A 13,790-nucleotide genomic window follows, 5' to 3' on the forward strand; every position below is an offset into this window, starting at 1 on the left:
AGCTCCTTAGCTTTGCGCGACTTTGCGCGGGATAAATTCGTTTGCCACCGCTTCGCCTTGTTGTTGCAGGCGTTGTGGCTGTGGAATTTCTGGTATAGCGACATCCAGGTGAGGGAACAGCAGCTCGCCAACCTTGTATGCCTCTTCCAGATGCGGATACCCGGACAACACAAAGCTGTCGATTCCCAGTGCGGCATACTCGTTGATACGCGCCGCGACGGTAGGACCATCTCCGACCAGCGCGGTACCCGCGCCACCGCGAACCAGTCCAACACCTGCCCACAGATTCGGGCTAATTTCCAGTTTGTCGCGTTTACCGTTGTGCAGTGCCGCCATTCGCTGCTGACCAACTGAATCCGTTCTTGAGAAGGCGGCCTGGGCTTTGGCAATGGTGTCGTCATCCAGATGGGCTATCAGACGATCCGCTGCCTGCCATGCCTCTTGCGTTGTCTCCCGTACGATCACATGCAGACGAATACCAAAGCGGATCTTGCGCCCGAGCGCCCCCGCTTTGGCTCGCACCTGTTCAATCTTCGCTTTCACCTGCTCAGGGGGCTCGCCCCAGGTCAGATAGAGATCAACCTGCTCGGCAGCAAGGTCTTGTGCGACATCAGACGAGCCGCCGAAATAAAGCGGTGGCCGGGGTTGTTGTACGGGAGGGAAAAACAGCTTCGCGCCGCGAACATGAATATGTTTGCCGTTGAAATCCACCGTTTCACCTTGCAGCAGTCGCCGCCAGACCTGAGTAAATTCAGCAGAGGCTTCATAGCGCTCGGTGTGATCGAGGAACACACCGTCACCAGCCAGTTCCTGTGGATCGCTACCGGTCACCAGGTTAAATAACGCCCGGCCGTTTGAAAGTCTGTCGAGCGTAGCAGCCTGACGCGCGGCGACCGTCGGCGAGGTTACGCTTGGACGCAACGCGACCAGGAACTTTAATCGCTGGGTAACCGGGATCATCGAGGCGGCGACCAGCCAGGCATCTTCGCAGGAGCGACCGGTTGGGATGAGAACACCGGTAAATCCCAGGCGATCGGCCGTTTGTGCAATTTGTTGCAGATATCCGTAATCGACCGGGCGCGAACCTTCTTCTGTCCCCAGATAATGGCCGTCACCGTGGGTGGGTAAAAACCAGAACATGTTCAGACTCATAATTTGTCTCCTGCCTGTTGAGTGGGTTGCCAGATACGCTGGCGAATATCGATTTTTTTCGGCAGCAACCGGTTGTCATAAAACAGATCGGCGGTTTGTTGTTGCAGAGCGGCAACAGAAGCGCTGACGGGCGTGATAGTGGTTGGCGGGCGGTGATCCAGATAAGACGCAATGACCGGCTCGGGCAGGCCCATGGTTTTAGCCAGCAGGGAAATGCTTTGTTGGCGCTGGCTGAGGGTTAACGCATCGGCCTGGCTAAAGGTATCCAGCACGCCAAGTACAAAAGCACCATTTTTCTCGGCATAAGGACGTGCTGCGAGATAAAACGAACCGGTCTGTTTGAGGTCTGAACCGTCTTTTAGCACGCGTACATCGCCTTGCAGTAATGCGGCGGAATAGTAGGGATCCCAGATAGCCCACGCATCCACGTTTCCTTGCTGGAAGGCCGCTCGCGCATCTGCAGGAGTCAGATAAGTCGGCTGAATATCGGTAAATTTCAACCCGGCTTGTTGCAGCGCACGGAGCAGTAAATTGTGGGCGCTGGAACCTTTCTGAAAGGCGACTTTATGTCCTTTAAGCTGCTCGACGCTCTGGATCGGGCTATTTTTCGGCACCAGAATTACTTCGGCTTTTGGTTTAGGCGGTTCAACGCCCACGTAAACCAGATCGGCTCCGGCGGCCTGGGCGAAAATCGGCGGAATGTCACCGGTACTGCCGAGATCGATACTGCCGATATTGAGTGCTTCCAGCATTTGCGGCCCAGCCGGGAATTCAACCCACGAGATTTTGGTCTGCGGGTAGCGTTTCTCCAGTAGCTGATGGCTTTTAGCCAGCACCATACTGACGCTTCCTTTTTGATAACCAATGCGCAGGGCATCGGGGGCCGATTCTGCGGCATGCCCCAGAGTTGACAGTGACAACAGCCCGGTCAGCGCCAGCCAGGACGTGTGACGCTTGAGAAGATCAAGCATGGGCGGCACCTCGCAGGGTGTTCAGTTGAGGGAGTTGGATATCGCGACGATGCAACGCCAGCCAGAAGGTGTCGATCGCACTGTCCAGACGCTGCTGCAGGTTGGGCGTAAACTGCGGTTTATGTTGATAATCGATGACCTGCGAATCATCGGCAAACACGCCGTGCAGGATCTCCTGAGCTTTTAACGCGCTCAGGACCGGTTTCAGGGCGTAATCGACGGCCAGTAAATGCGCTACGCTGCCGCCTGTCGCCAGCGGCAAAACCACTTTTCCTTCCAGCGCCCGCTCGGGGAGCAAATCGAGCAGCGTTTTCAGTGCGCCAGAGTAAGCGGCTTTATAGACCGGGGTTGCGACAATCAGCCCGTCAGCATCCTGCAGTTGTTCGATAAATGTCTTCAGCGCCGGACTGTCGAAACGGGCATAGATCAGGTCTTCCGGGGTAAAGTTGTGCAGATTCCAGTGAAAGATTTCGACATCCTGATCGTTTAGTTTTTCTCGGGCATATTCCAGTAACGCACTGGAGCGAGAAGGAAAGCGAGGGCTCCCCGCCAGAGTGATGACGCGCATAATTTCATTCTCCCCTTATAACCAATTGTTTGCTTTTAATTAACATTGATAACAATTTATGCAGTTTGGCAGAGAGGCTTTGTTTATCGAAATGATTTATACGGGATAGAAAAGTTGGAAATTGAATAAAAAGGCAGGGGCGAGGAAAACGATTGCTATTTATTGCCGCAGGTCAATTCCCTTTTTGCTCGCGATCGCACATAATACGCCCCCGGTTTGCACACCGGGAATCCAGGAGAGTTCATGTACTACCCCTTCGTTCGTAAAGCCCTTTTTCAGCTCGATCCAGAGCGCGCCCATGAATTGACATTCCAGCAATTACGTCGCATTACCGGCACGCCGCTCGAAGCGCTTGTCCGCCAGAAAGTACCCGCAAAACCGGTTACCTGTATGGGGCTGACGTTTAAAAATCCACTCGGGCTTGCTGCCGGACTGGATAAAGACGGGGAGTGCATTGACGCACTCGGCGCGATGGGATTTGGCTCCATTGAGATTGGTACCGTGACGCCGCGGCCTCAGCCGGGTAACGATAAACCGCGTCTGTTCCGTCTGGTCGATGCGGAAGGTTTGATCAACCGCATGGGGTTTAATAACCTGGGGGTTGATAACCTGGTTGAGAACGTTAAAAAATCGCATTTTGACGGTATTCTGGGGATTAATATTGGTAAGAATAAAGATACTCCGGTAGAGAATGGCAAAGATGACTATCTGATTTGTATGGAAAAAGTCTATGCTTACGCCGGTTATATCGCGATTAATATCTCTTCACCAAATACACCGGGATTACGTACACTGCAATACGGCGAGGCGCTGGACGATCTCCTGACGGCAATTAAAAATAAGCAAAATGATCTGCAAGCGATCCACCATAAATATGTTCCGGTGGCGGTAAAGATCGCGCCGGATCTTTCTCTGGAAGAACTGATCCAGGTTGCTGACAGTTTAGTTCGTCATAATATTGATGGCGTAATTGCAACTAACACTACTCTCGATCGTTCTCTCGTTCAGGGAATGAAAAATTGCGATCAAATGGGGGGCCTGAGCGGTCGACCATTGCAATTAAAAAGTACAGAAATTATTCGCCAGCTGTTTCAGGAATTAAAAGGTCAACTGCCGATTATTGGTGTTGGCGGTATCGACTCGGTGATTGCCGCGCGTGAGAAAATAGCTGCCGGTGCAACCCTCGTTCAGATTTATTCAGGCTTTATTTTTAAAGGCCCGCCGTTGATTAAAGAAATCGTCGCCAATATCTGAATGCTACCTTAATCACAATCCAGGGCTTTATTTCTGGCCCTGGTTGTTTTATATTCCTTTACTGTTGCTTATTTAAACATTCTGAGCTTTTATTATTAGGGCAATAAACGAAGCGGCAAAAGGATACTGTCGTAACGGCGATGATTAAGGAAAGGAGAGAAACTGATGCGAATTAAACCCGACGATAACTGGCGCTGGTATTATGATGAAGAGCACGATCGTATGATGCTCGATTTAGCCAATGGCATGTTATTCCGTTCGCGTTTTGCTCGTAAAATGCTCACTCCTGATGCATTTTCTCCGTCGGGTTTTTGTGTCGATGACGCCGCGCTTTATTTTTCCTTTGAAGAAAAATGTCGCTACCTTGATTTAGCCAAAGAGCAAAAAGCGGAACTGGTGCTTAATGCGCTGGTGGCGATTCGTTACCTTAAACCGCAAATGCCAAAAAGCTGGCACTTTGTCGCACACGGTATTAACTGGTCGCCGGTCGTGGGTGACGCTGCCTGTGTTGATTTAAGCGATACCGATGAACAGGTTAACCTGTTAGTGGTTGAGCCGGGGGAAAACGCCGCGCTTTGTCTGCTTGCACAACCTGGTGTGGTTATTGCCGGGCGCACAATGCAACTTGGCGACGCGATTAAAATAATGAATGACAGACTGAAACCGCAGGTTATTGCCGACAGTTTCAGCCTTGAACAGGCGGTTTAACTCTCCAGCCTGATTGTCGTTTTGGGAACGCAACTGCAGCACAGAATCGTCCCGTCATCACCAATCGCTGATTTTTTCAGTGGACTAACTTCGCCTTCCAGCAGTCGAATTCGACAGCATCCGCAAATTCCAGCCCGGCATGAATAGGGAACCCGGATACCTTGGTTTTCAAGCTGTTCAAGCAATACCTGCTGATTATTTCCGCGAAAAGTCTGTCCCTGCCAGTCAATAAGCACGGTGGCGTCAGGCTGTTGTTGCTGTACAGTATCGTCTGATTCAGCCGCGCCATACGCTCTCGCAGGACCAGTAGCCAAAATTTCTACTTCATCGCCGACGCGAATAACACCACTGTTGCGCGCGATAAGATTTTGGCCGAAATCAACGTCGCCGTTATCCACCGCAGTTCGGAAGGTTTGCAGCGTGGCGAGCGGCTCACCGGACGGATGTTTCAGGCCTTTTTCTGGGCTAACTGTCGTGAAAATGCAGCGGCTACAGGGTTTTGCCACATCAAAAATGACGTCGCCAATGCGAATCACTTTCCAGGTATCTTCTTCCCAGGCGTCAGCCCCCGAAACTACCAGATTGGGGCGAAACTGTTCCATTTTGACACTTGCCGGACATCGCTGTTGCAGATCGCGCAGAGATGCTTCGTTGGCCAGCAGGTAGGGATAGCCATCGGCGAAGGACAAAGGAATATCCGCGTGACGCTTCACCCGACGCGTCAGTTGCTGACCGACCCAGCGTAGTTGTACGTCACGGGAGAAAAAGCCGCTAAGCCACTGGTTGATAGCCGCAGGCGCAATACGCGCGGTAAAATGGTTTCCCCACACTTCTGTCGGCGCATCCTGGGTCGCGAAGTCGGCAAATCGCACGAGCGCGCTGCTGCCGTCTGGAGCCGTAAGATGCAGTCCATCGTGGAAAGGGGAAGGCGTAAAGCGGACCATTTGTGGGAACTGTCGGGCGGTAATGAACGTCCCGTCAGTCTCGGTAATCATAAATATACGATCAAAGGCAAGACCGCTAACGTCTGCCAGGGCGTGCGTGAGTCCAATTCCACGCATTGATTTAACCGGATGAATAAAAAGTCGGGTCAACGTTACCACTGCACAGCCCCTTGAACGAAAATAAGCCTTCAACTTTATGACATACAGCCCATATTAGCTATAATGCGCAGCAATTTTCCAGGAGTAAAAGTGACATTATGAATTCTCTGTTTGCCAGTACGGCCCGTGGGCTGGAAGAGCTGTTAAAAACTGAACTTGAAAACCTCGGCGCGCTGGAGTGTCAGGTCGTTCAGGGTGGGGTCCATTTTAAGGGCGACACGCGGCTTGTTTACCAGAGCCTGATGTGGAGCCGCCTGGCCTCGCGCATTATCCTGCCGATGGGAGAGTGCAAGGTCTACAGCGATCTTGATCTGTACCTCGGCGTTCAGGCAATCGACTGGACAGAGATATTTAATCCCGGTGCTACCTTTGCCGTTCATTTTAGCGGCCTGAACGAAACCATTCGTAACAGCCAGTACGGCGCGCTGAAGGTCAAGGATGCGATTGTCGATGCCTTTACCCGTAAAAATCTGCCGCGTCCGAATGTGGATCGTGAATCTCCGGATCTGCGCATCAACGTCTGGTTGAACAAAGATACCGCCAACATTGCGCTCGATTTGAGCGGTGATGGTTTGCATCAGCGCGGTTATCGCGATCGCGCGGGTCAGGCGCCGATTAAAGAGACGCTGGCCGCCGCTATTGTTATGCGTTCTGGCTGGCAGCCGGGCACACCGTTACTCGACCCGATGTGCGGCTCCGGCACGCTGCTGATTGAAGCGGCGATGTGGGCAACCGATCGCGCACCGGGCCTGCACCGTGGGTACTGGGGCTTCAGCGGTTGGGCGCAGCACGACGAAGCTGTCTGGCAAGAAGTTAAAGCCGAAGCGCAGGTGCGTGCGCGTAAGGGACTGGCTGACTATACCTCGCATTTCTACGGCTCTGACAGCGATGCGCGCGTGATTGAAAAAGCGCGTAGTAACGCTCGCCGCGCCGGGATTGCCGATCTGATGACGTTTGATGTGAAAGATGTCGCCAAATTGAGTAATCCGCTGCCAAAAGGACCGTACGGGACGGTTATCAGTAACCCGCCATACGGCGAACGTCTGGATAGCGAACCGGCGCTGATTGCCCTGCACAGCCTGCTGGGCCGTACGATGAAAAAACAGTTTGGCGGCTGGAATTTGTCGCTGTTCAGCGCTTCTCCGGATCTGCTCAGCAGTTTGCAATTACGTGCCGACAAGCAGTTCAAAGCGAAAAACGGCCCGCTGGATTGTGTCCAGAAGAACTATCACGTTGCAGAGACCACCGCGGACAGCAAGCCTGCCACGGTAGCGGAAGATTATGCCAACCGCCTGCGCAAGAATATTAAGAAGCTGGAAAAATGGGCGCGTCAGGAAGGGATTGAATGCTATCGCCTGTATGACGCTGACCTGCCGGAATACAACGTTGCAGTGGACCGTTACGGTGAGTGGGTCGTGGTTCAGGAATATGCCCCACCGAAGACGGTTGATGCGCAAAAAGCGCGTCAACGCCTGTTCGACATCATTGCCGCAACGCTGTCGGTACTGGAAATCGCGCCAAATAAACTGGTGCTAAAAACCCGTGAACGTCAGAAAGGGAAAAATCAGTATCAGAAGATGAATGAGAAGGGTGAATTCATTGAGGTAAGCGAGTACAACGCGCGCCTGTGGGTTAACCTGACAGACTATCTTGATACGGGCTTATTTCTCGATCACCGTATTGCGCGCCGCATGCTGGGACAGATGAGTAAAGGTAAGGATTTCCTTAACCTGTTCTCCTACACCGGCAGCGCCAGCGTACATGCCGGACTGGGTGGTGCGCGTAGCACCACGACGGTTGATATGTCGCGTACCTACCTGGAATGGGCGGAACGCAACCTGCGTCTGAATGGCCTGAGCGGTCGCGCTCACCGTTTAATTCAGGCCGATTGCCTGGGCTGGCTGCGCGATGCCAATGAACAGTTTGATCTGATTTTCATTGACCCGCCGACGTTCTCTAACTCAAAACGTATGGAAGACTCGTTTGATGTGCAGCGCGACCATCTGGCGCTGATGAAAGATCTGAAACGTCTGCTGCGTAAAGACGGCACGATAATGTTCTCTAACAACAAACGTGGGTTCCGTATGGATCTCGACGGTCTGGCTGAACTGGGATTGAAAGCACAAGAAATTACCCAAAAAACGCTTTCCCAGGACTTTGCCCGTAACCGACAGATCCACAATTGCTGGCTGATTACCGCAGCCTGAAAGGATAAATAGATGTCATTGATCAGTATGCATGGTGCATGGCTGTCGTTCAGCGATGCCCCGCTTCTTGATAATGCAGAACTGCATATCGAAGATAACGAACGCGTCTGTCTGGTAGGCCGTAATGGCGCAGGCAAGTCGACGTTGATGAAGATCCTGAACCGTGAACAGGGTCTTGACGACGGACGTATTATTTATGAGCAGGACCTGGTTGTAGCGCGTCTGCAACAGGATCCGCCGCGTAATGTCGAGGGCAGCGTCTATGACTTCGTTGCCGAAGGTATTGAGGAACAGGCCGAGTATCTGAAGCGTTATCACGATATTTCGCGTCTGGTGATGACCGACCCGAGTGACAGAAACCTGAATGAGATGGCGCGGGTTCAGGAAATGCTCGATCACCACAATCTGTGGCAGCTCGAAAGTCGCATTAATGAAGTGCTGGCGCAACTGGGCCTGGATCCTAACGCCGCGCTTTCTTCGCTTTCGGGCGGCTGGCTGCGTAAGGCGGCGCTGGGCCGCGCGTTAGTGAGCAACCCGCGCGTATTGCTGCTGGATGAACCCACGAACCACCTGGATATTGAAACCATCGACTGGCTGGAAGGGTTCCTGAAAACGTTCAATGGGACGATTATTTTTATTTCCCATGACCGTTCATTTATTCGCAATATGGCGACACGCATTGTCGATCTCGACCGTGGCAAGCTGGTGACCTATCCGGGGAATTACGATCAATATCTGCTGGATAAAGAGGAAGCTCTGCGGGTAGAAGATCTCCAAAACGCGGAATTTGATCGCAAGCTGGCGCAGGAGGAAGTCTGGATCCGTCAGGGCATCAAGGCGCGTCGTACCCGTAACGAAGGCCGAGTGCGTGCGCTGAAAGCCATGCGTCGCGAGCGTGGCGAACGTCGCGAAGTGATGGGCACGGCGAAGATGCAGGTCGAAGAGGCGAGCCGTTCTGGCAAGATTGTCTTCGAAATGGAAAATGTTGATTACCAGGTTGACGGAAAGCAACTGGTGAAAGATTTCTCCGCGCAGGTGCAGCGTAGCGACAAGATTGCGCTAATCGGACCTAACGGCTGCGGCAAAACGACGCTGCTGAAGCTGATGCTAGGTCAGCTTCAGGCTGACAGCGGACGCATTCATGTCGGAACCAAGCTGGAAGTCGCTTATTTCGATCAGCACCGCGCCGAGTTGGATCCGGACAAAACCGTGATGGACAACCTGGCTGAAGGTAAGCAAGAGGTGATGGTTAACGGCAAACCTCGCCACGTGCTGGGTTACCTGCAGGACTTCCTGTTCCATCCGAAACGCGCGATGACACCAGTGCGTGCGCTCTCTGGTGGGGAACGAAATCGCCTGCTGCTGGCGCGTCTTTTTCTGAAACCCAGTAATCTTTTGATTCTCGATGAACCAACCAACGATCTGGACGTCGAAACGCTGGAACTGCTTGAAGAGCTGATTGATAGCTACCAGGGCACCGTGCTGTTGGTGAGCCACGACCGTCAGTTTGTGGATAATACCGTTACTGAATGCTGGATCTTCGAAGGCGGCGGCAAAATTGGTCGTTATGTCGGCGGTTACCATGACGCGCGTAGCCAGCAATCTCAGTATGTGGCGTTTAAACAACCGATCGCTAAAAAAACAGAGGAAGCTGTTGCTCCTAAAGCAGAAATTGTCAAACGTGGCACGAGCAAACTAAGCTATAAACTGCAGCGCGAACTGGAGCAGCTCCCCGCGCTGCTTGAAGAACTGGAAGCTAAACTGGAAGCATTACAAGCTCAGGTCGCTGACGCCGCTTTTTTCAGTCAGCCGCACGAGCAAACGCAACAGGTATTAGCTAACCTGAACGAAGCAGAACAAGAACTTGAGCAAGCCTTTGAGCGCTGGGAGTATCTTGAGTCTTTGAAGAGTGGCGCATAATTTAAAGGAGCACATATGTGCGAACATCACCATGCCGCGAAGCATATTCTGTGCTCGCAGTGTGACATGCTGGTGGCGTTACCTCGCCTTGAGCATGGTCAGAAAGCGGCATGTCCACGATGTGGCACTACATTAACGGTTGAGTGGGACGCGCCACGGCAGCGTCCTACCGCCTATGTGTTAGCAGCATTGTTCATGCTGCTTTTATCAAACCTCTTTCCCTTTGTGAATATGAATGTCGCAGGGGTGAGCAGCGAAGTCACGTTGCTGGAGATCCCAAGCGTTCTCTTTTCGGAAGACTACGCCAGTCTGGGCACCTTCTTTTTATTATTTGTGCAATTGGTTCCCGCGTTTTGTCTGCTGACTATTCTGCTGCTGGTGAATCGGGTGCAGATGCCCGGCAGACTTAAAGCGGGTCTTGCGCGCGTTCTGTTCCAGTTAAAAAGCTGGGGGATGGCGGAAATCTTCCTCGCTGGCGTGCTGGTCAGCTTCGTTAAGCTGATGGCCTACGGCGATATCGGCGTGGGCAGCAGCTTTATTCCGTGGTGCTTCTTTTGCGTTCTGCAACTGCGCGCATTCCAGTGCGTTGACCGCCGCTGGCTGTGGGATGATATTGCGCCAATGCCGGTGATTAAGCAGGTCTTGAAACCTGGCGTACCCGGTATTCGACAGGGGCTGCGTTCCTGCTCCTGCTGCACTGCTATTCTTCCCGCTGACGAACGGGTATGCCCGCGCTGTCAGACGAAAGGTTATGTGCGGCGTAAAAACAGTCTGCAATGGACGTTGGCATTACTGTTTACGTCGATAATGCTTTATCTTCCGGCCAATATTCTGCCAATCATGATTACCGATCTGCTCGGGTCAAAGCTACCGTCAACAATACTCGAGGGCGTGGTTTTAATCTGGAGCGAAGGCTCTTATCCGGTGGCTGCGGTTATTTTTATCGCCAGTATTATGGTGCCGACGTTGAAAATGATCGCCATTGCCTGGCTATGCTGGGACGCCAAAGGGCATGGCAAACGCGACAGTGAACGTATGCACCTGATTTATGAAGTTGTGGAATTTGTCGGTCGCTGGTCAATGATTGACGTTTTTGTGATTGCGGTACTCTCTGCGCTGGTGCGCATGGGAGGGTTAATGAATATTTATCCTGCGATGGGTGCTTTGATGTTTGCTTTAGTCGTCATTATGACAATGTTTTCTGCGATGACATTTGATCCGCGTCTGTCGTGGGATCGTGAACCAGAACCAGGCCATGAGGAGTCCTGACAGCATGGAATCTAAAAGTGGGGAAGCCAAAGTGCAAAAGGTAAAAAACTGGTCGCCCGTGTGGATATTTCCTATCGTCACTGCACTTATTGGCGCCTGGGTTCTGTTTTATCACTACAGCCATCAGGGGCCACAAGTGACGCTGATTACCACCAATGCCGAAGGTATTGAAGGGGGTAAAACGACGATTAAGAGCCGCAGCGTTGATGTCGGTATCGTCGAGAGCGCAACCCTGACGGATGATTTGACCCATGTGGAGATTAAAGCGCGTCTTAACTCCGGTATGGAAAAACTGCTGCATAAAGATTCGGTCTTTTGGGTGGTGAAGCCGCAGGTTGGACGTGAAGGTATCAGTGGGCTCGGCACGCTATTGTCCGGGGCTTATATTGAACTGCAGCCTGGCAATAAAGGAAGCAAGCTGGAAAATTACCAACTGCTGGATTCACCGCCGCTTGCGCCGCCAGATGCGAAAGGGATCCGTGTGATTCTGGACAGCAAAAAAGCCGGTCAGTTGAGCCCTGGTGATCCCGTCCTGTTCCGTGGCTATCGTGTGGGTTCGGTTGAAACCAGCACATTTGATGCGCAAAAGCGTACGATCAGCTACCAGCTTTTCATCAATGCGCCTAACGACCGTCTGGTGACCAGCAATGTACGTTTCTGGAAAGACAGCGGGATCGCCGTGGATCTTACTTCGGCAGGTATGCGTGTGGAAATGGGATCGCTCTCCACGCTGTTTGGCGGTGGCGTAAGTTTTGATGTGCCGGAAGGCTTAGAGCAGGGCGAACCGGTCGCGCAACAGTCCGCGTTTAATCTTTATGACGATCAAAAAAGTATTCAGGACTCCCTGTATACCGATCATATTGATTACCTGATGTTCTTTAAAGATTCGATTCGTGGCCTGCAGCCTGGCGCGCCGCTGGAATTCAGAGGCATCCGTTTGGGTACGGTAAGTAAAGTACCTTTCTTCTCACCGAATATGCGCCAGGTATTCAACAATGATTACCGTATTCCGGTGCTGGTTCGTATTGAACCAGAACGTCTGAAGGCGCAACTGGGAGAGGACACTGATGTTGGCGCTCATCTGGAGCAACTGCTTAAACGCGGATTACGGGCATCGCTGAAAACCGGGAACCTGGTGACCGGCGCGCTGTATGTTGATCTCGACTTCTACCCGAAAGAACCGCCAATTACCGGCGTGCGCGAATTTAATGGCTATCAAATCATTCCGACCGTGAGCGGCGGTCTGGCGCAGATCCAGCAACGTCTGATGGAAGCGCTGGATAAGATTAACAATCTGCCGTTGAATCCGATGATTGAGCAGGCGACCAATACGTTGTCCGAAAGTCAGCGCACGATGAAGCATCTGCAGACCACACTGGACAACATGAATAAGATCACGTCCAGCCAGTCGATGCAGGATCTGCCAGCGGATATGCAGAACACGCTGCGTGAACTGAATCGTAGCATGCAGGGCTTCCAGCCGGGGTCCGCCGCCTACAACAAGATGGTAGCGGATATGCAGCGTCTGGATCAGGTGCTGCGTGAACTGCAGCCGGTACTGAAAACGCTGAACGATAAGAGCAACGCGCTGGTATTTGAAGCGAAGGACAAAAAAGATCCAGAGCCGAAGAGGGCGAAACAATGAAAAAGTGGCTAGTGGTGATGATGGCGGTCTGGCTGACGTCATGCAGCTCCAGCGGAGAAAATAAAAGCTATTACCAGCTTCCTATCACGCAAGGGGGCGTACAAAGCTCTGCCAACCAGGGTAATCGTCTGCTGTGGGTTGAGCAGATTGCTGTCCCGGACTATCTGGCGGGCAATGGGGTGGTTTACCAGACCAGCGATGTGCAATATGTGATAGCGAATAATAATCTCTGGGCCAGTCCATTAGATCAGCAACTGCGTAATACGCTGGTGGCGAACCTCAGTATGCAGTTGCCTGGTTGGGTGGTCGCTTCGCAGCCGCTGGGAAGCACTCAGGACACGCTGAACGTTACCGTAACCGGGTTCCACGGTCGGTACGATGGTAAGGTTATCGTCAGCGGTGAATGGCTACTGAATCACCAGGGACAGTTAATCAAACGTCCATTCCACATCGAAGCTGTGCAGACCAAAGACGGCTACGATGAGATGGTGAAGGTTCTTGCCAACGCCTGGAGTCAGGAAGCGACGGCTATTGCTCAAGAGCTGAAACGCATCCCTTAAGCTTAAATAATTGTAAATTATGCCGCCCCTGGTTCTTTGCCAGGGGCGGTTTTTTTTATTTTTTTAGCCGTGGAGATAGCTGTTCTGACTGATTATTTTTGTACAAATGATTTTGCGGGTAGCTCACAAATATGACACTGGCGTGAATTTTGCGCATTGACGAGCCTGATGTTTAGGGGTATTCGTTTTAGTGTGATTGCACACTTAGTAATCACTGTTTTCTTTTCCACCAGACCCAAAGATGAGGGAAACGAGGCATGAAGAGACAAAAACGAGATCGCCTGGAACGGGCACATCAACGTGGATATCAGGCCGGCATTGCCGGACGCTCAAAAGAAATGTGTCCCTATCAGACGCTGAATCAGAGGTCATACTGGCTGGGAGGCTGGCGAGAAGCCATGGGGGATAGGGTTTTAATGGCCTGATTCTGTCT

12 protein-coding genes are annotated in these 13,790 nt (G+C 52.2%); 8 read left to right on the plus strand and 4 right to left on the minus strand.

Annotation, left to right across the window (positions count from 1 at the left end; all coding sequences use genetic code 11):
- Positions 1–6: 6 nt before the first annotated feature.
- The 3 genes from ssuD to ssuE are packed head-to-tail and all read right to left on the minus strand — an operon-like array spanning position 7 to position 2,691.
- Entirely contained in the window at positions 7–1,152 is a 1,146-nt protein-coding gene (gene ssuD, locus OGV94_RS18170; RefSeq protein WP_100194158.1) for an FMNH2-dependent alkanesulfonate monooxygenase, read from the minus strand.
- Positions 1,149–2,123, minus strand: a complete 975-nt coding sequence (locus OGV94_RS18175; RefSeq protein WP_286523912.1) for a sulfonate ABC transporter substrate-binding protein — start codon at positions 2,121–2,123, stop codon at positions 1,149–1,151. Before OGV94_RS18175 ends, ssuD begins: the two co-directional genes overlap by 4 nt.
- Positions 2,116–2,691: an NADPH-dependent FMN reductase gene (ssuE, locus tag OGV94_RS18180; protein WP_172862876.1), complete on the minus strand. Its 576-nt coding sequence runs from the start codon at positions 2,689–2,691 to the stop codon at positions 2,116–2,118. Before ssuE ends, OGV94_RS18175 begins: the two co-directional genes overlap by 8 nt.
- Positions 2,692–2,934: 243 nt before the next feature.
- Between ssuE and pyrD the strand changes: the two genes are divergently transcribed.
- On the plus strand, positions 2,935–3,945 hold the full coding sequence (gene pyrD / locus OGV94_RS18185; protein WP_220772074.1) for a quinone-dependent dihydroorotate dehydrogenase: 1,011 nt from the start codon (positions 2,935–2,937) through the stop codon (positions 3,943–3,945).
- A 165-nt stretch (positions 3,946–4,110) separates the two neighbouring features.
- Positions 4,111–4,653 (plus strand): cell division protein ZapC, encoded by a 543-nt coding sequence (gene zapC, locus OGV94_RS18190; protein WP_016152473.1) that lies wholly within the window; start codon positions 4,111–4,113, stop codon positions 4,651–4,653.
- On the opposite strand, the gene OGV94_RS18195 is transcribed toward zapC, so the two are convergent.
- Positions 4,650–5,756, minus strand: a complete 1,107-nt coding sequence (locus OGV94_RS18195) for a YcbX family protein (RefSeq protein ID WP_080625448.1) — start codon at positions 5,754–5,756, stop codon at positions 4,650–4,652. The two genes, zapC and OGV94_RS18195, sit on opposite strands and share 4 nt — an antisense overlap.
- 98 nt (positions 5,757–5,854) lie before the next feature.
- Here OGV94_RS18195 and rlmKL point away from each other — a divergent pair, with 98 nt between their 5' ends.
- The 6 genes from rlmKL to rmf all read left to right on the plus strand — a co-directional run bounded on the left by rlmKL (position 5,855) and on the right by rmf (position 13,782).
- Entirely contained in the window at positions 5,855–7,963 is a 2,109-nt protein-coding gene (gene rlmKL / locus OGV94_RS18200) for a bifunctional 23S rRNA (guanine(2069)-N(7))-methyltransferase RlmK/23S rRNA (guanine(2445)-N(2))-methyltransferase RlmL (protein ID WP_286523914.1), read from the plus strand.
- A 12-nt stretch (positions 7,964–7,975) separates the two neighbouring features.
- A complete protein-coding gene (locus OGV94_RS18205; protein ID WP_043015784.1) occupies positions 7,976–9,883 on the plus strand; it encodes an ABC transporter ATP-binding protein in 1,908 nt (635 codons plus the stop codon).
- Positions 9,884–9,898: 15 nt separating this feature from the next.
- Positions 9,899–11,152, plus strand: a complete 1,254-nt coding sequence (gene pqiA, locus OGV94_RS18210; protein WP_043015785.1) for a membrane integrity-associated transporter subunit PqiA — start codon at positions 9,899–9,901, stop codon at positions 11,150–11,152.
- 4 nt (positions 11,153–11,156) lie between these two features.
- Positions 11,157–12,797 (plus strand): intermembrane transport protein PqiB, encoded by a 1,641-nt coding sequence (gene pqiB, locus OGV94_RS18215; protein WP_043015786.1) that lies wholly within the window; start codon positions 11,157–11,159, stop codon positions 12,795–12,797.
- Positions 12,794–13,357: a membrane integrity-associated transporter subunit PqiC gene (gene pqiC / locus OGV94_RS18220; protein ID WP_043015787.1), complete on the plus strand. Its 564-nt coding sequence runs from the start codon at positions 12,794–12,796 to the stop codon at positions 13,355–13,357. Before pqiB ends, pqiC begins: the two co-directional genes overlap by 4 nt.
- 257 nt (positions 13,358–13,614) lie before the next feature.
- A complete protein-coding gene (gene rmf, locus OGV94_RS18225; RefSeq protein ID WP_003035871.1) occupies positions 13,615–13,782 on the plus strand; it encodes a ribosome modulation factor in 168 nt (55 codons plus the stop codon).
- The last annotated feature ends 8 nt before the right edge of the window (positions 13,783–13,790 follow it).

This window comes from Citrobacter sp. Ce006 (genome assembly GCF_030336535.1).
GTDB lineage: Bacteria > Pseudomonadota > Gammaproteobacteria > Enterobacterales > Enterobacteriaceae > Citrobacter > Citrobacter europaeus.

What these genes read in the sequence shown, in the direction of transcription:
- ssuD (WP_100194158.1), bottom strand. Translation starts at nt 1,152, where the DNA reads ATGAGTCTGAACATGTTCTGGTTTTTACCCACCCACGGTGACGGCCAT.
- OGV94_RS18175 (WP_286523912.1), bottom strand. Translation starts at nt 2,123, where the DNA reads ATGCTTGATCTTCTCAAGCGTCACACGTCCTGGCTGGCGCTGACCGGG.
- ssuE (WP_172862876.1), bottom strand. Translation starts at nt 2,691, where the DNA reads ATGCGCGTCATCACTCTGGCGGGGAGCCCTCGCTTTCCTTCTCGCTCC.
- pyrD (WP_220772074.1), top strand. Translation starts at nt 2,935, where the DNA reads ATGTACTACCCCTTCGTTCGTAAAGCCCTTTTTCAGCTCGATCCAGAG.
- zapC (WP_016152473.1), top strand. Translation starts at nt 4,111, where the DNA reads ATGCGAATTAAACCCGACGATAACTGGCGCTGGTATTATGATGAAGAG.
- rlmKL (WP_286523914.1), top strand. Translation starts at nt 5,855, where the DNA reads ATGAATTCTCTGTTTGCCAGTACGGCCCGTGGGCTGGAAGAGCTGTTA.
- OGV94_RS18205 (WP_043015784.1), top strand. Translation starts at nt 7,976, where the DNA reads ATGTCATTGATCAGTATGCATGGTGCATGGCTGTCGTTCAGCGATGCC.
- pqiA (WP_043015785.1), top strand. Translation starts at nt 9,899, where the DNA reads ATGTGCGAACATCACCATGCCGCGAAGCATATTCTGTGCTCGCAGTGT.
- pqiB (WP_043015786.1), top strand. Translation starts at nt 11,157, where the DNA reads ATGGAATCTAAAAGTGGGGAAGCCAAAGTGCAAAAGGTAAAAAACTGG.
- pqiC (WP_043015787.1), top strand. Translation starts at nt 12,794, where the DNA reads ATGAAAAAGTGGCTAGTGGTGATGATGGCGGTCTGGCTGACGTCATGC.
- rmf (WP_003035871.1), top strand. Translation starts at nt 13,615, where the DNA reads ATGAAGAGACAAAAACGAGATCGCCTGGAACGGGCACATCAACGTGGA.